This is a genomic window from Schaalia meyeri, assembly GCF_900105015.1.
Classification (GTDB): Bacteria; Actinomycetota; Actinomycetes; order Actinomycetales; family Actinomycetaceae; genus Pauljensenia; species Pauljensenia meyeri.
On sequence record NZ_FNLK01000010.1, the window covers coordinates 100,671 to 121,173 of the forward strand.

General features: G+C 68.8%; 17 protein-coding genes. 13 read left to right on the plus strand and 4 right to left on the minus strand.

Annotation, left to right across the window (positions count from 1 at the left end):
* The first annotated feature begins 1 nt into the window (after nt 1).
* Nucleotides 2–1,231: an FAD:protein FMN transferase gene (locus BLT68_RS04710; RefSeq protein WP_083332381.1), complete on the plus strand. Its 1,230-nt coding sequence runs from the start codon at nt 2–4 to the stop codon at nt 1,229–1,231.
* On the opposite strand, the gene BLT68_RS04715 is transcribed toward BLT68_RS04710, so the two are convergent.
* Nucleotides 1,212–1,475, minus strand: a complete 264-nt coding sequence (locus BLT68_RS04715) for a hypothetical protein (protein WP_074633100.1) — start codon at nt 1,473–1,475, stop codon at nt 1,212–1,214. The genes BLT68_RS04710 and BLT68_RS04715 overlap by 20 nt on opposite strands.
* Before the next feature lie 1,076 nt (nt 1,476–2,551).
* Here BLT68_RS04715 and BLT68_RS04725 point away from each other — a divergent pair.
* The gene (locus tag BLT68_RS04725) at nt 2,552–4,399 is read left to right on the plus strand and encodes a hypothetical protein (protein ID WP_074633103.1); all 1,848 of its coding nucleotides are present in this window, start codon (nt 2,552–2,554) and stop codon (nt 4,397–4,399) included.
* 144 nt (nt 4,400–4,543) lie between these two features.
* Here BLT68_RS04725 and BLT68_RS04730 read toward each other — a convergent pair whose 3' ends face one another.
* Entirely contained in the window at nt 4,544–5,707 is a 1,164-nt protein-coding gene (locus tag BLT68_RS04730) for an alpha/beta hydrolase (protein WP_083332371.1), read from the minus strand.
* A gap of 433 nt (nt 5,708–6,140) precedes the next feature.
* Here BLT68_RS04730 and BLT68_RS04735 point away from each other — a divergent pair, with 433 nt between their 5' ends.
* Nucleotides 6,141–7,433, plus strand: coding sequence for a C40 family peptidase (locus BLT68_RS04735; RefSeq protein WP_074633104.1), 1,293 nt, complete (start codon nt 6,141–6,143; stop codon nt 7,431–7,433).
* Nucleotides 7,434–7,559: 126 nt separating this feature from the next.
* On the opposite strand, the gene BLT68_RS04740 is transcribed toward BLT68_RS04735, so the two are convergent.
* The gene (locus tag BLT68_RS04740) at nt 7,560–8,054 is read right to left on the minus strand and encodes an inorganic diphosphatase (RefSeq protein WP_050695303.1); all 495 of its coding nucleotides are present in this window, start codon (nt 8,052–8,054) and stop codon (nt 7,560–7,562) included.
* Nucleotides 8,055–8,171: 117 nt separating this feature from the next.
* On the opposite strand from BLT68_RS04740, the gene dacB reads away from it, so the two are divergent.
* The 10 genes from dacB (at nt 8,172) to BLT68_RS04795 (ending at nt 19,363) form a co-directional block, all read left to right on the plus strand.
* Nucleotides 8,172–9,512, plus strand: coding sequence for a D-alanyl-D-alanine carboxypeptidase/D-alanyl-D-alanine endopeptidase (gene dacB / locus BLT68_RS04745; RefSeq protein ID WP_082175905.1), 1,341 nt, complete (start codon nt 8,172–8,174; stop codon nt 9,510–9,512).
* Nucleotides 9,513–9,516: 4 nt separating this feature from the next.
* Nucleotides 9,517–10,359 carry a zinc-dependent metalloprotease gene (locus tag BLT68_RS09410; RefSeq protein WP_074633106.1) on the plus strand — a complete coding sequence of 281 codons (843 nt, stop codon included), beginning with the start codon at nt 9,517–9,519 and terminating at the stop codon, nt 10,357–10,359.
* Nucleotides 10,349–11,458, plus strand: a complete 1,110-nt coding sequence (gene tilS / locus BLT68_RS04755; protein ID WP_232618749.1) for a tRNA lysidine(34) synthetase TilS — start codon at nt 10,349–10,351, stop codon at nt 11,456–11,458. Before BLT68_RS09410 ends, tilS begins: the two co-directional genes overlap by 11 nt.
* A 183-nt stretch (nt 11,459–11,641) precedes the next feature.
* Complete coding sequence (gene hpt / locus BLT68_RS04765; RefSeq protein WP_070779194.1) at nt 11,642–12,223, plus strand: hypoxanthine phosphoribosyltransferase; 582 nt, start codon at nt 11,642–11,644, stop codon at nt 12,221–12,223.
* Nucleotides 12,220–14,265, plus strand: coding sequence for an ATP-dependent zinc metalloprotease FtsH (gene ftsH, locus BLT68_RS04770; protein WP_074633109.1), 2,046 nt, complete (start codon nt 12,220–12,222; stop codon nt 14,263–14,265). The genes hpt and ftsH overlap by 4 nt, the downstream gene beginning before the upstream one ends.
* Nucleotides 14,262–14,831 carry a GTP cyclohydrolase I FolE gene (gene folE, locus BLT68_RS04775; RefSeq protein WP_074633111.1) on the plus strand — a complete coding sequence of 190 codons (570 nt, stop codon included), beginning with the start codon at nt 14,262–14,264 and terminating at the stop codon, nt 14,829–14,831. Before ftsH ends, folE begins: the two co-directional genes overlap by 4 nt.
* Before the next feature lies 1 nt (nt 14,832).
* Nucleotides 14,833–15,702 carry a dihydropteroate synthase gene (gene folP / locus BLT68_RS04780; protein ID WP_074633114.1) on the plus strand — a complete coding sequence of 290 codons (870 nt, stop codon included), beginning with the start codon at nt 14,833–14,835 and terminating at the stop codon, nt 15,700–15,702.
* Nucleotides 15,695–17,914: a 2-amino-4-hydroxy-6-hydroxymethyldihydropteridine diphosphokinase gene (gene folK, locus BLT68_RS04785; RefSeq protein WP_074633116.1), complete on the plus strand. Its 2,220-nt coding sequence runs from the start codon at nt 15,695–15,697 to the stop codon at nt 17,912–17,914. The genes folP and folK overlap by 8 nt, the downstream gene beginning before the upstream one ends.
* A gap of 2 nt (nt 17,915–17,916) precedes the next feature.
* Nucleotides 17,917–18,390: a DUF3180 family protein gene (locus BLT68_RS04790; RefSeq protein ID WP_050695293.1), complete on the plus strand. Its 474-nt coding sequence runs from the start codon at nt 17,917–17,919 to the stop codon at nt 18,388–18,390.
* Nucleotides 18,391–18,490: 100 nt separating this feature from the next.
* On the plus strand, nt 18,491–19,363 hold the full coding sequence (locus BLT68_RS04795) for a hypothetical protein (RefSeq protein WP_131800076.1): 873 nt from the start codon (nt 18,491–18,493) through the stop codon (nt 19,361–19,363).
* A gap of 56 nt (nt 19,364–19,419) precedes the next feature.
* On the opposite strand, the gene disA is transcribed toward BLT68_RS04795, so the two are convergent.
* On the minus strand, nt 19,420–20,490 hold the full coding sequence (gene disA, locus BLT68_RS04800; protein WP_070779187.1) for a DNA integrity scanning diadenylate cyclase DisA: 1,071 nt from the start codon (nt 20,488–20,490) through the stop codon (nt 19,420–19,422).
* Nucleotides 20,491–20,503 lie beyond the last annotated feature (13 nt).

Below are 20,503 nucleotides of genomic sequence, written 5' to 3' on the forward strand. Positions count from 1 at the left end.
GATGGGCACCCGCGTCGACATCGTCGGCTGGGGCGGGGACGGCATGGCGATCGTGAACGCCGTCGTGGAGCTGGTCGCGCGCCACGAGGAGCTGTGGAGCGTGTATCGGCCAACCTCCGAAATATCGCGGCTCAACGCGTCTGGCCGGGTGGGCCAGGCAGGGGCCGGTGGAGTCGACGTCGGCGCAGGGGACCGGGGTTCCGTGGGGGCGGATGACCCGCTCAGGGGGGCAGGCCTGGTGGTGCAGGGCGGCCATGGCCTGGTCGTTAGTGCCGACACCGACCGCCTGCTGGAGGACGCGCTGGCGCTCGCGCGCGCCACGGGCGGAGCCTTCAATCCGCTGATCGGGCCGCTCGTTGCCGCGTGGGACGTCAAGGCCATGCGCGCCGCCTACCTCGCCGGCGCTCCGCTTCCGCCCGCTCCCGGACCGGCCCGCATCCGGGCGGCGCTGCGCGCATCCGACTCGGGGCTGCTCGTGCGAATCGGCCAGCGGCGCTGGCTGCTGCGGGCGCCGGGAGACCGGCCAGATGCGGCCTCGGGCGGTCATCCGGGCGGTGGGCGCGGCCGCACCCCGGGCGCTGCACCGGGGGTCTTCCCGAGCGTTGACCTGGGCGGCGTCGCAAAAGGCTACACGGCCGACGCGTGCCGCGACCTGGCCGTGGACCTGGGGGCCGCGGGGGTGCTCGTGTCGGTGGGTACCTCGTCCGTGGCCGCCTTCGGTACCCGTGCGGACGGTTCGCCGTGGCGCGTGGGGGTGCGTGACCCCGACGGGGCACCCACTGACGTGTGCGGCGTGGTCGAGTTGCCCGCGGATGGCATGGCGTCCCTGTCGACGTCGGGGGATAACCTGGGGCCGCTGGGGGCCCACGTCGCGGGAGCGGCAGATTCGGGCGCCTCGGCCGCGTCCGGTTGCGCAGCGGCGGTTCCCGCCGACCAGGCGCGCGCCGATCGGGCGGGCTCAGGCGGCTGCGGAGGTGCGCTCCCGCGCCTGCGAGACCACCACATCATCGATCCGCGGACCGGGCGTCCCGCGTGCTCGGGAGTGCGTCAGGTCAGCGTCGTCGCTTCCTCGGGTGTGCTCGCGGAGGCGCTATCCACCGCGATCCTCGTCGATCCATCCTGTGTGCGCGACGAGGCCGCGGCGCAGCGGTCCCACGCGGGCGCCCCCGAGGGCCGGTGGCGGATCGTGCGGCTGTTTGGCGAGGCTGGGGTCAGTGGGGCTGTGGAATAGTGGTGTCGTCGATTTGCTGGAAGCCGTCATTGGGCGGTGCGGGCGTTTGATACGCGGTGGGGTTATCCTCGATGCCGCCGTCGGGCGCCGGCGGGCACACCCGGGCCATGGTCGATTGTCTTTTGAACCATGCCACCAGCGCGATGACGACGCCGATACAGACGTAGATGATGTGCCTGGTCGTGGGGTTGTCCGCCAGGTTCGGGGCGACCTCCTCGACGACCCTCAGGACAAGGGTGAGCATGATGACCAGGCTGGCGGCGACGACGGGGAAGCTGATGACCGCGTACAGGCGCGGGGACGTGGGGGACGCTGTGCTGGTCTTGCATCTTGATTCTGTGGGGTGGTCTGTGGGTGTTCGTGGGTGGGGGTGAAACTGTGGTCGCCCCTGCGTGGTGATTTGGTTTGGATTTTGGGGTTTTTGGCGGTGTGGGGGTGGTGTGGGTTTCATGCGGGCCTGGTTGGTTGTTGGTGTTCGTGGGTGGTGGCGGGGCCTGGCCGGGCTTCGAGATCGATCACTCCGAGCCGTCAGGCTCGCGTGTGGCGATCGAGCGGGCGGGCCACCGCCCACGGACACAAAAGAGCAGCAAGCAGGCAGCGTGGCAAATATCCGGGTGGGCCTCCGCCCACGGGCACAAAAAGCAACCAGAAACGACCGGGGTCTTCTATGCAGGTTCGGGGTCGTCTCCGTAGAGCTTAGGGAAAGGTGTCACAGGGACAGGTATGGGCTCGATCGGAGGCAAATGTGGACTGACCGCCTGTGAAGTATCGGGGTAGAAATGGGGGGCTGAGTCCGAGTTGAGGCAGTAGGGTGAGAGTTCGCGGCGCGTCTCTTCGGACGCCGGAACGCGGGGTTCTGGCGCCGAGTATTCAACGATGCGCAGGTCTTCTCTGCCCATTGTTTACCGCCCTGTCTGTTGATTGCTTCATGTCGCGCAGTGGTCTAACCAGGTGGAAGGGGTCCTTCCGCCTGTGTCCTGTGGGACACGTAATATTGTACACGACAATAGTCATGAGTCGGCGTGATGTGCAAATAGTTGCTCAGGATGTGTCAGGATGGGATCGTGTGACAAAGGGATAGTGGTCTGGTTTTACTGAGCCACATTGCCCCGCTGTGGAGTGCGAGGAGCTGGCGCACATCTTCTGTTGACAGGTGAGGGGATGGGTATCGCTGTGATGCGATTGGATGGCCTGATGGTGGATGTATGACCAACTGATGCTTACGTGGTATCCATCGCAATGTCCCTGTGTCCTCCGAGTTTCTTTTGGAACGTATGGAACAATGGCCACGAGCGCCCCAATCATGTGGAGGAAAGATCGATGGCCCTGTTTGAGTTTGAGGATGGACGCCTCGTACCCGCTCAATTCGGGTACCCGGTCGCGCACGATCTGGGACCCGAATTGGTCGACGCAATCTGCCAGCAGGTCCTGCAGATCGTGTCGCGCCCCCTGTTCCCGGTGACCTGGCGCGACATGACCGGCCAGGGTGACGAGGAGACGCCGCGCCTGACCTCCCTGGATGTGACGGGGCAGATCGTCTCCGTCGAGATTCTCAAGGAGCTGGATTCCGAAACCCTCATCGCGTCTCTTTCTCGCTTGGCCGAGGTTGCGTCGATCTCGTGGTCCGACCTGGCCGCCGAATACCCGTCGGGTCCCGAGGGATTCCGTACGGGATGGACGCAGTTCCGCGACTCCATGCCCCCGGCCGTGGGTCCGGGGCCCAGGCTCATCATGGTGGCGGGCAGTATCGATCCCTCGGTGCGCCCCGCCTTGTCCGTCCTGGCGACGTCCGGCGTGGAGGTTCATCTGATGAACCTCCGTCAGATGTCGAACGGGCGCCTTTTCCTCGACGTGAACGCGGTGGGGCCACGCCTTTACGGCCATGCCCCGCAGGTTCTGGCCTCCGCTGCCGCCGCCCCCGAACTGACGGCCGCCGAACCGGCGGTCGGGGTCGACGGGGCGGATCGTGCCCAAACATCGGCGGAACACGATGCGCTGGATGGCGCGGAGGATAGTGGTGAGGCGGAAGCGGAGACACCCATGACGCGCCCCACCCCGAAGGTTTCTCCGCGCCTGCGCGACGTCTTCAGCTATCCGGTGGGCGAAGAGCCCCCGGCGCCCTGGCAGCCCGGCGATGCTGACGAAACGGAGCCCGGGGCGCAGGAGGCGCCTTCCGACGGGTTCGGCGACCAGACCGTGGGCGCCCGCGGCGGTGATGAGCGGGTCGAGGCACGGGGTGAGGAACAAGAGTGCGTTGACACTATGAGCGATGCCGACCCCGACGCGGTCGAGGAGATGCCCGTGGGAGCCGCGCGCGGGCAGGTGGATGCGGCCGATGGTGAGGCCGGTGAAGCCGAGGGCCGTGGTTTGCCGGGTGCCGCGGAGCGGGTCGATCTGGGTGACTGCGAGGAGCCTGAGGATGACGCGCGGGCGGAGTCGGTTGAGGAGTGTGACCAGGCCAGCCTGGCCACTCAGGCCATCCGGGCCAAACAGGCCGACACGGTCGACCCGGCTGACGCGGGCGATGGTGAGGCCGGTGAAGCCGAACCCCGCGATTGGCCCGGCGCTGCCGAGCAGATCGATGCGCCCGAGCAAGCCGATACCCCAAAGGATGACCCCATGGAAGCCGCACCCGATCAGGAAACAGTACCCGAGCAGGAGGATGCGCTCGGGGAAGAGGAGCCTCGCTGGGAGCGGCCCGCTCACCTCGGCAGCCGCGTCGCGCGCCGCGCGCAGACCGAAGAGCTCAACGACGACGGTGCGACGGACGCGGCCACGGCCTCGTTCGTGGACCGAGCCGAGGAATCCGCGGAGGTCATCCATGCCCGAGAGAATGGGGTGCCCGTCCTCAACCGCGACGAATCCGGGCTGCGCACCCTGGCGCAGATCCTCGGTGAAGACACGCCCCTGGTGGCGCGCGGCGAACTGGGCCTGCCCTCAGACCTGGTGCTGGCGGCCAGCGGAGCCATCTCCGGTGCGGGCCTGACCTATCCGTCGCTGGAAACCCTGCTGACCGCGCGCGGACTCGGGCATATTCGCGCCTGGGCACAGGTGCGCATCGGTGACCGGTTGGGTCCGACCCTGGCGGAGGCACTCGACGAGATCAACCGCGAGATCGTGCGCGAGTACTCGCAGGCGCCCCGTGCCCGCCGCGCGGCCAAGCACTGAGGCACGCGACCAAGCGCGGTGGAAACGGCGTCAAGCGCAGCAAAGACACGGCCGAGCACCCGGGCAACACAGCCACACGCGGCGGCGCGCAATGCGCGGTGGCGGGGCGCGGCTCAATCCGATTCTGCCCCGCCCCGACGCGCCTCACCTGACGAAGGCCTCCAGCCACCCGCAGATCGCGGCGTAGACGGCCTCGCGAACGGGGGCGTCCGAGAGAACCAGGTCGTGCTTGCCGGGGAAGCGGGCAATCGTCACCAGGTCCGACAGGTTCAGGCTGCGCTGGGCGATGACCGCCGGATCCAGGACCGTATCGGAGGTGAAAGCGCGCTCGCTCCACTCCTCGTCGAAATATGAGGACGTTGACACCATCGACAGCACCGGGCACTCCAGCGCCACATCCTTTTCAACGGTATCGTGACCGGCCATGATCGCCTCCAGCCAGGACGCGGGAACCGGGTAGGATTCGGGGCGTTTCCATTCGTGGGCGAGAGGCCAGCCCGCGACCGAGGGATCGTCGTCGGTCAGTCCGTCCGGGATGGGCAGCCCCGACGAGGCGCGCCCCGCGAGCGAACGCCCATAGAGACCGGCCCCTCCCGTGGGCACCTCCCACATGGGGTTGTGCGCCGCGATGCGACCGATGACGGGGGCCATCGCCCCGCGCCACGCGCTCATCGACTGCATTTCCAGCCACGCGGAGTTCAGGATCAGACCCGACAGGACGCCGGGGTGACGGTGCGCCCACAGGGTCGCGATGAGTCCGCCCGTCGAATGGCCCATGAGCACCAGGGGCTCGTCGTCGCGTTCCTCGCGGATAAGCTCGATGGCCTGGCCGATTTCCTCGTCGTAAACCAAAAGGTCATCCGTGTATCCGATTGTCTGGTGGGGGCGCAGGCTGCGCCCGTACTTGCGCATGTCCAGCGCGTAGAACGCCACGTCCGCCTCCGTCAAACGGTGCGCCATCTCCGTCTGGAAAAAGTAGTCGTTGCGGCCGTGCAGGTACAAAACTGTCATGCGCGCATTTTGCGTGGCCCTCGCGCGCACCAGAGTCGCCACGCACGCTCCCTCCGCGTCGTCCAAGAGCTCGATCGTGCGTGAGACGAAGTCCTGGCCGAGGATGTCGGTGCGCCATTCCTGGCCGGGAGGGCCGGCGTGGCCCCACGGGGCCATCACGTCGCGCTCGGGCAGGGTGGGGGGTACGGCCCGGTCGTCGTTCGACGAGGCCTGGGCCGGCACCCCGGAGAAACCGGCGAGTTCGGGCGCCTCGGAACGGTGGCGGTCGTGTGGCGTGGGATCGGTGGAAGCGCTCATGAGGCCAGCATAACGCGCGGGGTCACCGGCCTCGTCGATTGGCGAGGGGGTGACAGGGTGCGCGGTAGGGCGGTTGACGCTGCCTCGGCGCGGGCAGCCGTCGATTGGCGGGGACGATGGGGCATGTGGCGGGGGTCTGCGTGGGTGGAGTGAACGGGCCGAGGCCGGGCGATTTCGTGCGGTGAACGTCGGACGGGGCACGTGAAGGACAGGAAGCGCGCCAAATGTGAGTAGAAGCACTCGAAGGCTGGTGGCGGGTGAAAAATATAAGTAATTGCTCGGTATTCATGGTGTGAATGTTACTAATGTTGCGATTGTTGCGACTGTGAACGGTGGTGATTTTGGTGCGTTTGTTGCCAAGTGTGGCGAAAGTGGATAGGCTCGTTCTCATGTACGCGCCCGCGGGCGCCCGCACTGACGAGATGAGACGACGATGAGACAACGCGGAACCATCCGCATGGGACTGACGGCGCTGGCTGCCTGCGCCCTCCTGGTCCTGCCCCAGGTGGCGCAGGCAGCACCCTCCGAGGAAGAAATCGCGGCGGCCAAAGCGGCCGAAGAGGCCGCGAAGATGAGTGTCGCCCAGATTGAGGTCAAGCTGGCCGAAGTCAGCGCTAACGCCGCAGCTGCCACCCAGAGGGCGCAAATCGCCGGAGAAGACCTCAACGAAGCCAATATCGCCCTGGCCGAGGCCACCGCGACCGCCTCGGCCGCCTCGGACGACGCCGACGCCGCCGAGGCGGCATTCCAGGAAGGCAAACAACAGATTGCCGCCGTCGCCCAGACCGCCTACCGGAACGGTGGCGGCTCTCTCGACGCCATCGCGCCCTACCTCGACTCCGACGGGCTGCGCAGCGTCGAAACCAAGCAGGCGGGCATTAACTCCTTCTCGGCCTCGGCCGAGGCGAAGATGCAGAACGTCGCCGCCCTCGAACAGGTCGCCAAGGTCACCCGCGACGCCGCGAACGCCGCGCTGGCCAACCAGGAAGCGGCCACCGCCGCGGTCCAGGCCCGCACCGACGCCGCAAACAGGGCAGCGGCCGCAGCTCAGAACGAGGCCGCCCTCGTCGCCGCCCAGCGCAGCGCCTACGTGCAGGAGCTGGCCGCCAAGCAGAACACGACCGTCGACCTCATCAACCAGCGCGAGGCGGCCCTCGAAGCCGAACGCCAAGAGGCCGCACGCATCGCCGCCGAGCAGGCCGCCGCAGCCGCCGAAGAACGCCGTCAGGCACAGGCCGCCGCTGCCGAGCAGGCCGCGTCCCAGGCCTCATCTTCCGCAGGCGATGACGACGACGATTCCCCGGGCAGCCCCGCGCCCTCGCGCCCGGCACCCCCCTACTCTCCTCCCGCCAGCTCGGGCGGCGGCGCATCCACCGCGATCGCGGCCGCGAAGAGCTACCTCGGCGTGCCTTACGTGTGGGGCGGCGAATCCTACGGCGGCGTGGACTGCTCCGGCCTGACCATGCTTGCCTGGCGCAGCGCGGGCGTCAACCTGCCGCACCTGTCGCGCGCCCAGTACGGATACGGCACGCACGTGCCGATCGGGAGCATGGAGCCTGGAGACCTGATCTTCTGGTCCTCCAACGGCGCGCAGTCCGGCATCTACCACGTCGCCATGTACCTGGGCGGCGGGCAGATGATCGAGGCCCCCACCTTCGGCGTGCCCGTGCGCATCACCGGCGTCTACAGCTGGGGATCCATCATGCCCTACGCTGTGAGGCTGTGAATCCTCGAGGCAAATAAGCGAGCGGGGCCGCACAGACCGTCAAGTCTGTGCGGCCCCTTCGCGCGCGTGAAGGTTGTGCGCGAGGCGAGCGCCGGCCATCGGACGGGCGCGGCCCCCGCGCTGGGCTCAGTGCCCGCCCTGGTGTTCCTTCAATCGCTCGTAGGAGCGGCGGATCTCCTCCTCGGCCTCCTCGCGGCCCACCCAGTGGGCGCCCTCAACGCTCTTACCGGGCTCCAGGTCCTTGTAGACCTCGAAGAAGTGCTGGATCTCCAGGCGGTGGAACTCCGAGACGTCCTCGATGTCGGTGCGCCAGGAGGCGCGCTGGTCGGCGCTGGGCACGCACAGGACCTTGTCGTCGCCGCCCTTCTCGTCGCGCATGCGGAACATGCCCAGCGCGCGGCAGCGGATGACGCAGCCGGGGAAGGTCGGCTCCTCCAGCAGCACCAGGGCATCCAGGGGGTCGCCGTCCTCGCCGAGGGTTCCGTCGATGAAGCCGTAGTCGTCGGGGTAGCGCGTGGACGTGAAGAGCATGCGGTCCAGGCGGATGCGTCCGGTGTCGTGGTCGATCTCGTACTTGTTTCGGTTCCCCTTAGGGATCTCGATGGTCACGTCGAATTCCATGGCTGTGCCTTCCGCGTCAGCCCCCGAAACTCGGGGGCCAGTTGGTTATGTGGGTGCATGGACGGGTAGTCTAGCTACCTAGGAAACCACGAAGGGACATCCATGCATCGCACGTCTATGGGGGCAATTGTAAGCGCTAGTGCCGCGCTCGTGGCGGCAGTGGCGATGGTGAGTGCCGGTTGTTCTTCATCCGGGCAAGCCGCGGCACCGCCACCGACCGCATCCAGGCTCGATCCGGCGGTGGCAGCGCAGGATTCCCATGCCTCGTCAACGCCGGTCAGCGAGGCCGACGTCGAGGCGCTGTGGGCGCCCGTCGCCGCCGCGGCCGCTGCCGGGGGGTACACCGCGTGGGGCACGGTCGTGGACGCGGAAACCGGCAAAGTCCTGCTGGACGCGGAAGCCTCCACCCCCCATACGCCCGCCTCCACCACGAAGACCCTGGCGGCCTTCACCGCCCTGGCGCACCTGGATCCGACGAAGACGCTTGCGACCAGCGCCCTCCTGAGCGCCGACTCCCAGACCCTCTACCTCGACTCAGAGGGGGATCTGCTCCTGGGCATCGGCACCTCCGAGGAAACCGAGGTGTCGGGACGCGCGGGCCTGCAGACCCTGGCGAACGACGCGGCCGCCGCCCTGACCCAGCGAGGCATCACCTCGGTGACCCTGAAGTGGAGGGACACCCTCTTTGAGGGCGCCTCGCACCTGTCGTCGTGGGACGCCCAGGAAGTGGGCGCCTACGAGGGGCACGTCGGCCCCATGGCCATCGACGCCGGGCGCACCTTTGAGGGAGCGAACGACTTTTACGCGGACGCCCCCGCGCGCGTCGCCCAGGTCTTTGCTCAGGCCCTGGGGGCAGCCGGCATCAGCGCAAACCTCGGCGAGGCCGGTCAGGCCCCCGCCGGGACGGAAACCCTGGCGTCCGTCAGCTCCGCGACGATGGGCGAGCAGCTGCGTTGGATGCTGGCCCACTCGGACAACACGCTCGCCGACCAGTATTGTCGCTTCGCCGCGCGCGCCGCCGGGGCGCCGTCCACCTACGAGGGCGCCACCGCCACGGTCGCGAGCACGCTGAGCGCGGCCGGGGTCCCCACCCAGGGCCTATCCCTCGAGGACTGCTCGGGCCTGTCCAGCAACGACCGCATCAGCGCCAACACGCTGGTCGGCGTCCTCAAGGCCTCGTATGCGGGGCAGGGGACCAGCGCTGACACGATGCGCCTCCTGCCCTGGGCGGGGCTCGTGGGCACGCTCTCTAAGCGCATGAACGAGGCCCCCGCCGCCGGAAACGTGCAGGCAAAGACGGGTGCGCTGGCGGAGGTGACCTCGCTGTCGGGTTCCGTCATCACGCGGGGCGGGCGCGTTCTGCTGGTGTCGATCGGGCACGACCGGGTGAGCGGGGGAGCGCTCGCCACGCGCGGTCACCTGGACGCCTTCGAGGAGGGCCTGGCCAGGCTAAACTAGGGTCATGGATATGCCGTTTGGCCCGCGCGACGTCGCGGGAGTTCTCGCTTCGCTGTCCTACGCGGGACCGTCGGCGTCCCGCGTGGGCGCCTCCGCCGTCGTGGCGCGCCTGCGTCGATCGGTGGCCTGGTCGGATCGCAAGCTCGTACAACTGTCGCCCCTGCCTGAGGCCTCCGCGAAGGTGGCCGCGTCCTCGACCCTGGTCGTTGATCGCCGCGGACTGATCCGATCCGTCGGCGCCATCCTGGATCGTTTTGAGGACACGCGCACGCCGATGGTGCTCGCCGCCGAGGCCATCATCCTGCGGGCGCTGGCCAAGAACGCGACGGGCATTTGGGACGTTATTTCCTCGCGCCGGATCCTGGTCGCGCCGAACGTGCTCGCGGACGCGCAGCGCTACGCCCTGGATCAGACGGACTGGTGCCGCTGGGTGTGCCTGTGCACGGGCCTGCGCGCCGTCCACCTGACGCACGCCCCCTACCTGGTCCCCCACATCGCGGGCCTGATTCGTGCCCTTCCCGAACGCAGCGACGAGCTGGTGCGCATCGTTTTGCTCCTGGATGCCCTGCCGTCCGCGCAGATGGAGGTGCTCACCCCTCGGGACCTGCCTTCGATCCAGTGGCTGCGCACCCACCGGGCGCAGGCCGGGGGCGTGGCGCTGGTGCGCGCGTGCGCGGCGGCCGGCATGCCGCTGGCCGGGGTCGAATCCATCTGGGCACAGACCGCGGGCTTTGCGCGAACGGTCGTGCGCGAAGGCGCGATCAGGGCGCTGCTGTCCGGCCCGGAGGCGCTGCCCACCGCGCAGGAGTACGCCGCGCCCAGAACGTGGCTGGCGCGTGTGCGCTGAGGCCTCGCGCCTCGTGGGTCCCAACCCGCGGGGGCCGCTGCGCGCGTGCTCGCTCGCGGTTAACGACTGCCTGAACCGTGTGATCGGGCGGGCTGGGTCCCTCACCTCCATCGTCGTGGGGCTGTCGGGGGGCGCGGATTCGCTGGCGCTGGCCCTGGTTTCGATCGACGCTGCCGCGCGCGCGGGTATCCCGGTTGTGACGGTCACCGTCGACCACGGGTTGCGTGCGGGCAGCGACGAGGAGGCGCGTCGCGTCGCGGACCTGGCGTGCTCCCTGGGCGCGCGAGGCATCGTCGAGACCGTGCGCGTGGGGCGCACCGGGGGCGGGGGACCCGAGGCCTCGGCGCGCGAAGCCAGGCGCGCGGCCCTGCGTGGCGTTGCGCTGTGCGAGGGCGCCCCCGTCTTGCTGGGGCACACGATGGATGACCAGGCCGAGACCGTCCTGCTGCGGCTGGCCAGGGGTTCTGGCCCCTCCTCGCTGCGGGCTATTGCCCCCGTTTCGCGCGACGGGGATGGGGTGACGTGGCTGAGGCCCCTGCTCGGACTGCGGCGGGGGGATACCGCGGGAGCGTGCGAGCAGGCCGGGCTCGTCCCGGTCGAGGATCCGACGAACGCCATCGACGGCCCGTGGCGCGCAGCGGACGGGACTCCGCTGCGGCGCTGCGCCCTGCGGCATCTGGCGATCCCGGCCCTGGCCTCGGCCCTGGGGGTGGACCCGGTGCCCGCGCTGGCGCGCACTGCCGAACTGTGCGCGCGCGACGACGATGCCCTGAGCGAGTGGGCGCGGGAACTCACCCGGAGCGCGCGCGGCGACGAAGCACGGCAGGCCCCGGATCCGGCGGGGGAGGGGGGATTCGCGCTCGGCGTTCGGGAGCTGGCAGGAGCGCCCCGGGCGGTGCGTACGCGCGCGCTGCGCGAGGCCGCTTCGGCGGCGGGTGTAGGTTCGCTGTCTCGCGCCAACGTCGATGCCGTGGACGCCCTGGTGGTCGCGTGGAGGGGCCAGGGGCCGATCGATCTGCCCGGCGGGAGCGCGCGGCGCGTCGGGCGTGGGGCAACGGCGCGAATCGTCTTTACCGCAGGTCACGCCCCAATCCAGTGAAACAGCAGTCCGCGCGTCGTGAGGGACGCGATGGCCTCGGCCCGCCCCAAGGAGACGCCGGTGAGGGCACACAGGATGTTGCGCTCACAGTGAGAATCTGTGCCTTCCTGGCGCGCTTGCGCCGTTTTGTGGCACGCTTGTAGTGGAATCGCTCGCGCAGCAACGAAACGAAACGAGGATACGGTGGACGCCACCGACATGGGAAACGACCTGAAGGAGATCCTGGTCACCGCCGAGGACATGGACCGCAGGCTCGGCGAGATGGCCGAAGAGATCGACCGCGACTACGCGGGCAAGGAGCTCTTAGTCGTCGGAGTCCTGCGCGGTGCCGTCATGGTCATGGCGGACCTTTCCCGCAAGCTCCACACGCCCCTGGAGATGGACTGGATGGCCGTCTCCTCCTACGGGGCGGGCACCAAGAGCTCGGGCGTCGTGCGCATCCTGAAGGATCTTGATCAGGATGTGGATGGGCGCCACGTCCTGATCATCGAGGACATCATCGACTCTGGATTGACGCTCTCCTGGCTGCGTGCCAACATCGCCGGCCGAGGGGCCGCCTCCGTCAGGATCGCCACCGCCCTGCGCAAGCCCTCCGCCGCGAAGGTGGACGTGGATGTCGCCTACGTGGGCTTCGATATTCCCGACGAATTCGTCGTCGGATACGGGCTGGACTATGCGGAGAAGTACCGAAACCTGCCGTTCGTGGGGACCCTGAGGCCCCACGTTGACAACAATCGAGAACACCTACCTGTAGGGGACGCATGAACGAGAGAACTAAGAATAAACGCCCCAGTCTGGCGTGGGTGGCGATTCCGCTCATTATCCTGCTCGTGGCCGGATGGTTCCTCTGGCAGGCGTTCCAGCCGCGGGCCGTGACGACGTCGGAGGGCATAGCGCTCATCTCGGGCACCACGGTCGAGAAGGTGGTCCTCAACGAGGGCACGCAGCAGGTTAACCTGACACTGACCGAGGACTACCAGCACCAGAGCACCGGCGAGGGCGACCCGACCGTCAACCTGGGCAAGAACGTCTATTTCACCTACTCCTACGTCCAGACGAAGGAAATCCTGGAGACGGTCGCGTCCAAGGCCCCCGCAAAGGGATGGAACGCGGTGCGTCCCCAGTCCGGCCCCCTGGGGGCCATATTCCAGCTGCTCGTCCCCCTGCTGGTCCTCATGGCGGCGTTCTATTTCATCATGCGCTCCATGTCGGGCTCGCGGATGATGGGCGGTTTCACGCAGTCTCGCGCCAAAGAGTTCAACCAGGAGCGCCCCGACGTGACCTTCGCGGACGTCGCCGGTGAGGACGAGGCCGTAGAGGAGCTGGAGGAGATCCGCGAGTTCCTGGCCTCCCCCGACAAGTTCCACAAGGTGGGTGCGCGCATCCCGCGCGGCGTCTTGCTCTACGGCCCCCCCGGAACGGGCAAGACCCTGCTGGCCAAGGCCGTCGCAGGCGAGGCAAACGCCCCGTTCTTTTCCATCTCCGGCTCGGAGTTCATGGAGCTGTACGTCGGCGTGGGCGCCTCCCGCGTGCGCGAGCTCTTTGAGCGCGCCAAGAAGAACGCTCCGGCCATCATTTTTGTGGACGAGATCGACGCCGTGGGCCGCCACCGCGGCAGCGGCATCGGCGGCGGTAACGACGAGCGTGAGCAGACGCTCAACCAGCTGCTGGTCGAGATGGACGGCTTCGATGAGCGCGCCAACATCATCCTGATCGCGGCGACCAACCGCCCCGACATCCTCGACCCGGCGCTGCTGCGCCCCGGCCGCTTCGACCGCCAGATCGCCGTGGAGGCGCCGGACCTGAAGGGCCGCGAGGCGATCCTCAAGGTTCACGCGCACGGCAAGCCGCTGACGGCCCAGGTCGATCTGCGCCAGATCGCCAAACGCACCCCCGGTTTCACGGGCGCCGACCTGGCGAATGTGCTTAACGAGGCCGCGCTGCTCACCGCGCGTTCCAACATGCGTTTCATTGACGAGCGCGCCATTGACGAGGCCATCGACCGCGTTATCGCGGGCCCGCAGAAGCGAACCCGCGTCATGAACGACCACGACAAGGCCGTGACCGCCTACCACGAGGGCGGCCATGCGCTGGCCGCCGCGGCGCTGAACTACACGGACCCGGTGACAAAGGTGACGATCCTGCCGCGCGGTCGCGCGCTGGGCTACACGATGGTCATGCCCACCGAGGACCGCTTTAACAAGACGCGCAACCAGCTGCTGGACGACCTCGTGTACGGCATGGGTGGGCGCGTCGCCGAAGAGATCGTTTTCCGCGACCCTTCGACCGGCCCGGCGAACGACATCCAGCAGGCCACCAAGACGGCCCGCGCGATGGTCACCGACTACGGCATGAGCGACCGCATCGGAATGGTGAAGCTGGGCGACACCGACACCGAGGCTTTCGGGCACGGCGGCGGCGATGCGCCGCGCGCCCTGTCCGACGATACCGCAGCGATCATCGACGAGGAGGTTCGCCGCCTCCTGGATAACGCGATGCGCGAGGCCTGGCAGATCCTGACCACGAACCGCGCGATCCTGGACACGCTGGCCGCTCGCCTGCTGGAGGAGGAGACCCTGGACGAGGCGCAGCTCGCGGAGATTTTCAAGGACGTGGTGAAGGCCCCCGAGCGCCCCGTGTGGAACTACCAGTCCGACGCGGCCGCGCCCGGCGCCCTCCTGGGCAACCCGGTGGGCGTCGGCTTATCCGAGGCTTCGGATAAGTCGGGGGACGCCCACAGGGACACTGTGATTGATGTCACCGACGTGGTGGGTGAGCCGCGCGGGGACGGCGGGGAACAGGCGTGACCTACGATCCCGCTGGCGTGTCGAGGGCGTCGCACGACCTGCTGGTCGCGATCGGCGAGGATCCGGCGCGCGAGGGCTTGGTCGGCACCCCCGAGCGTATGGCGCGCGCGTGGCAGCAGATGTGCTCCGGCCTGACGGAGGATCCGTGCGAGCACCTGCGCACGCAGTTTCGCGCGGGTACGGACGAGCTGGTGTTGGTGCGCGACATCCCTTTCCATTCGGTGTGTGAGCACCACCTGTTGCCGTTCTTTGGCCGCGCGCACGTGGGTTACATTCCACGCGGGGGCGTGGTGGTGGGCCTGTCGAAGCTGGCCCGGGTGGTCGAGGGCTACGCTCGCAGGCCCCAGGTACAGGAGCGGTTGACCGCGCAGGTCGCGGACGCCATCGACCAGGTTCTGGCTCCCCAGGGGGTCATCGTCGTCATCGAGGCCGAGCACCTGTGCATGTCGATGCGGGGCGTGTCCAAACCCGGTTCGTCGACCGTCACCAGCGCGCTGCGCGGCATCATGAGCGACGGCGCGACCCGGGCCGAGATGATGGCCCTGGTGCTGTCGGGGAGCCGCTGACATGAGCGTCCTTCCCCTGCCCCCCGCCCCCACTGTGCAGGCCGCCCCGCCCGCGCCCCCGGCGCTGCCCGGCGGCTTGGCGCTGCCCTGCGGGCGCGCCGCGATCATGGGGATCCTTAACGTGACCCCCGATTCTTTTTCGGACGGGGGGCGCTACACGGATCCCTCGGCCGCGCTGGCCCACGCGCGCGCGATGGTGCGCGCGGGCGCTGATCTGATCGACGTGGGCGGCGAGTCGACGCGTCCGAATTCGACGCGCATCGGCGCGGACCAGGAGTGGGAGCGCATCGGTGCGGTGGTCGAGGCCCTGGCCGGTGAGGGCGTGATCGTGTCGGTGGACACGCTGCACGCCTCGACGGCTCGCGAGGCCGCGCGGGCGGGCGCGGCAATCATCAACGACGTGAGCGGCGGGCGATGGGACCCAGAGATGAACCGGGTCGTCGCCCAGTGTGGATGTGCTTACATCATTCAGCATTACCGGGCCCTGCCGGGGATGCCCGGAGAGTCCTTTGATTACGGGGACGATCTGGTGGGCACGCTGGTCGCGCGCATCAATTCCCAGGTGAGCGATGCGATTGATGCGGGTGTGACACCTGATAAAATTGTTATCGACCCGGGCCTCGGCTTCTCGCTGACGGTCGATCAGTGCTGGCAGATTCTGTCTGAACTACCGCGATTGTGTTCCTATGGGTACCCTGTACTTATAGGGGCGTCACGTAAGCGCTTCGTCAAGGCCCTCGGAGGCGATGTCGATACCGACAGCGCATCCATCGCCGCCCACAGCGTCCGCTTCGGCGCGTGGGCCGTGCGGGTCCACGACATAGCGGCCACCGTGGCGGCCATCGCCCGAAAGGAGAACGACGTTGAGTAGCAGACGCGTCATCATCGCCCTGAAAGGACTGGGGGCGTTGGCCAACCACGGCGTCTACGACAGTGAGCGCACGCAGGCGCAACGCTTTTGCGCCGACGTCATCATGTGGGTCGAGACCGCGGGTACCGCCGACGACATCGCCGCCACCGTGTCCTACGCCGACATCGCCGACGAAACGATGGCGGTGCTCACCGGCAAACCCGTCGATCTCATCGAGACGCTGGCGGAGAACATCGCCTCTCGCGTCATGAGCCACGACGGCGTGGTCGGTACCGAGGTCACCGTCCACAAGCCCGAGGCCCCCATTGAGCACCCCTTCGCGGACGTGTCCGTCACCGTGCGCGCGGGTGAGACCGATGCGCTCCCCCTGTCGCTGACCCTCAAAGGCATCTACGAGGCCGAGGACGGCTCCGTTATCACCGGCGAGATCGAGACGTACGGCCGTGCCCAGGCGCCCAGCCCCGCCGAGCAGGAGCAGCGGGAGGATATTCCGTCCCGCCGCGTCGCCCAGGCTGCCCAGGCCCCCCGCGCGGAACAGCCCTCCATGCCCGCGCACCTGCGTTCACGCCGCGTCGTTCTGGCCATCGGCGGCAACCTCGGGGATGTGCCCGTCACGCTCATGCACACGGTCGAAGCCCTGTCCTACATGGAAGGCTTTCAGATCGACGACGTATCGCCGATCATGCGCACAAAGCCCGTCCTGGCCCCGGGGCAGGCGCCCCAGCCCGACTACTGGAACGCCATTGTCATCGGTTCGGCCATCGCGACGCCCGACGAGCTGTTCACGCAGACCAGCCGCATCGAGCGCGAGCTTGGCCGGGAGCGCCACGAACGCTGGGGTGCGCGCAGCGTCGACATCGACATCATTCAGGTCGAGGGCCTGGCCTCCTCCGATCCGGCCCTGTCCCTGCCGCACCCGCGGGCCAGGGAACGCGCCTTCGTCTTGGCGCCCTGGCTATTGTGCGAACCCGACGCGGTGCTGGAGGGCGTCGGACGCGTTGCCGACCTGCTGGCCCTCACGCCCGACCGCGAAGGCATCATCGATGCCGTCGACGACTGGCTCGAAGACCCCGCGGCCGTCATGGTTGATTCCGACCGGCTTCTCGCCCAGCGCGCTGAGCAGGCCAGCGCCGACATGCGCGAGCTCATCGAAACCCTGACCGGCGAAATCAGCCGGGTGAGCGGGCTCGTGACCAAACCGACAGAGAGCGCCGCGCCCGCGGGTGAAACCGCGCCCTCTGCCGCCGCACCCGAGGCGAAGGGCCCAGGTGCCGCGCCGGAGGCTGCGCGCGGCGACAAGAGCGAGGCGCCCGCTCCCGAGCCCGAGGCGCCCACCCCCCGTGCGCGCGAGGAAGGGCACGCGTCGGTCGATCCCGCCACGTGGAACAACATGTGGACCCGTTGGGCCGCCACCGACGTCGGCGAAGACATCGCTCACGCCATGGGCATCGAACGGCCGCCGGCCCCCAAGGCCCACGCGAGCGATGAACCCGAGGCGCGGCCGCCGATGAGGCAACCTGAAACCCCCGCGCAGCGCGCCGCCCGGGCCGCCGAGCAACGCCGTGAGGCGGGAGGATCGCCCCAGGCGAGCGGAGCGCCTCAGGAACCCCCCGTTCCCCCGGCGGCTCCCTCCCCTCGGCCAGGCGGTGCCCCCCGCGCTGCCTCCGCCCCCCCGGCGGATGGACGCGGAGGGCAGGCGGCCCCCGCTCCCCGGTCAGGCGGCGCCCCCCAGGGGGCCCCTACCCGGCCCGAGGGCGGCCGCGGAACGCGGACGGCCAAGGCCTCTGCGCGCCCCTCGTGGCACCCCATCTCTTCCGTGTCGGCCGACTCACCGGCCGGACGCGTGACCCGCAAGATCGGCACGGGCACCTACACGCCCAGTGGCGACGAGAAACCCCGCTGGATGCCCGTCTTTGAGGCCGAACGCGAGGAATCGCATTCCGACATCGGGCTGCCTGACTGGAACTTCCCCGTCGGCTCCGCCCACGACGTTCGCGTCGTTGACGACCGCTCTGGGCTGGTCCGCGACGACGAGCCGCCCAAGCCGACCGTGCACGCCGACGGGCGTTCCACGATTCTGGCTCCCGGGTTGCCCGACAACACCCCCGTCGGCCCCATTCCCGAGGAAGAGGCCACCCACACCGGCATCCTGCGTCGCGTCGTCGTGCGGCCCACGATGACGGGAGCGATCCCGGTCGTCAAGAGGCGCTAGCAGTGAAACCGCTGTCGATCACCTGGGTTGCGCTGGTCGGCTTCGTCTGCACCGCAATGAGCTTCCTGGGCTTCTTCGCCCACATGCGCGCCGGTAACACCCCTATGATCGTCACGCCCGGCCCGGCCGTGCTGTTTGCCGTGGCCACCGCCTGCTTGATCTGGTCCGGCCTGGCCGTGCGCCGCCTGCGCGCCGACAGGGAAACGTGGATTGACGCGCTCGGCGCGATGCGTGTCGCAGTGTTCGCCCGCACGAGCGCGCTGGTCGGCAGCGCACTCACCGGCTTCCTCGGCGGCGTCATGGCCGTGTCCCTGACACAGCTGGGCGCCCCGGCGATGGCATCCAACGCAATCGCCTCGGGCCTGAGTGCCCTCGTCGGCCTGGTGTGGGTCATCGTCGCCCTGGTCGTGGAGCGCTGGTGCATCATCACCGACGATGACGGGCCTTCCTCGAACAAACCCAGCGCGGCCGCCTGACCGGCGCGCGAGAGGAAACGCACGCGGCCCCGGGCGGCGAAAGTGCGCTCACTCCGAGCGCCCCGCGCGCCGCGCGCGGTAGGGCCGGTATCGTGGATGCGTGGCTGACCAGCGTGAGACTTTCCCCAGGCGTCCCTCCCGGCGTCCCGTGGCGGGCGCCTTCCGGCGCGGCGCCGGCCGCCGGTCCGCTTCATCGGCGGGCTCTTCGGGCGCGTCGGCCGTGAAACGGGGACGCGGAAGCACAACGCGCGGCGGTGGGTCGTCATCGTCGGGCGGCGGACGGCCACCCGTGAACCTGTGGCCCAGGCGCATCATCACCGGAGGCGGCCTGCTCCTGATCGTGGCACTCATCGTGTGGGGGATGGCCGCCATCGTCCGCGCCATCGCGGGCTCCGCGACCGCAGAACAGACGACGCACGGCGCGCAGTCCGCCCATTCCGGCGGGGTTGACGCCTCGGGCTACACACTCACAGGTGGCCAAGAGGCCACCGCCGACGGCCTGCTCACTGACGGCACGACGATCGACATCCCCCCGTGCCCGGAGCGCGACATCACCGTGAGCGCCGAAGCGGACGATGCCGTGTCCGGAACGCCAACGCCCGTGAAGCTGACGCTGGAGAATCGGGGCAACGTCGCCTGCTCGACCTCCCTGTCGCAATTCGCCCTGCAGATAACGACGGGCGACCAGCTGGTGTACAACTCCGCGAACTGCGCCGAGGACCAGCAGAGCTCCACGCCCCTGCTCCTGCGCCCCGGAGGCTCGTGGAGTGGTGCGCTGCGCTGGGATGGCTTGGTGTACGCGAACGGTTGTACGCCGCCCGCGGGGGGTGCCCGCGCCGCGCTAGCGGGCACCTATAAGGTCGCGATCATCATGGGAGGGCGCGAGGTCGAATCCACCGTATTCGACGTGACGCCCGTCCCCGCCCCACCGCCCCAACAGAGCGGCCAGACGGGAACGCAATCCGGGCGTTAAGAGCCCGCGTCCTTCCAGCCCGAGCCCCCGCAGTTCCAGCGTTTCAGCCCGCGCGCCTACCAGCCGACGATGCCCGAACCGACCGCCTGCGCCTGGTGGGCCAGGTTCTCGGTGATGACCTTGGCCCGGTAGGGGCCGATCCCCTCGATGGGCTCCAGGTCGGCGACGGTGGCCGCGCGCAGCTCGGACAGGGAGGCAAAGTGAGCGGAGACCTCCTTGATGGCGCTCCATGACAGGTGGGGCACCAGGGACAGGGCGCGCACGCCCCGGGGGGTGATCTCGCGATCGAGGTCAGCGACCTCGTAGACGTCCAGGCCCAGGATATTCGCGATGGCCGTCAAATCCACGATCCGTTCCGACCCCATCGAGGACAGTTCGGACTCGACGCGGGCAACGTCGCCGGGCTCGCGGATGTAGTCACGCATGACCAGCGCGCGCTCTGACGCGGAGCCTCGCACCAGGTCCTCCACCTGCAGGGCGAGCAGGCGCCCCTCGGACCCCAGCTCCTCCAGGCACTCCGTGATCTCGGAGGTGATGCGCCGAATCATTTCCATGCGCTGCATCACGGTGGCGACGTCGCGCACGGTCGCGCTGTCGCGCATCTCCAGGATCGTCAGGGTCTGCAAAACCTCGTCCAGGCGCTGGCTGTAGCGGTCCAGCGTGTCCACGGCCAGGTTGGCGCGCGACAGGAGGGCCTCGGGCTCTTCGACCAGGCGGTGTTCGGTGCCCACGTAGATAGAGATCATGCGCATGGACGCCGACAGGGACAAGACGGGCAGGTGAGTCTGCCGGGCGGTGCGCTGGGCGGTGCGGTGGCGCATGCCCGACTCGTCGGTGGGGATCGTGGGATCCGGGAAAAGTTGAACGTTCGCCTTGCGGATGCGCCACAGGTCGGGGTCGATGATGACGGCCCCGTCCATCTTGCACAGCTCGCGCAGGCGCGCCGCCGTGAACGCGACGTCAAGGTCGAAGCCGCCCGAGCATATGGACTGCACCTCGGGCGTGTAGCCCAGGACGATGAGGGCACCCGTATGGGAACGCTGGATTCGTTCCAATCCCTCTCGAAGCGGCGTGCCTGGCGCGACTGCGCGCAGTGCTTCACGAAGGATCGCTGCGTCGGACGTCAATGTGGTTCCCTCC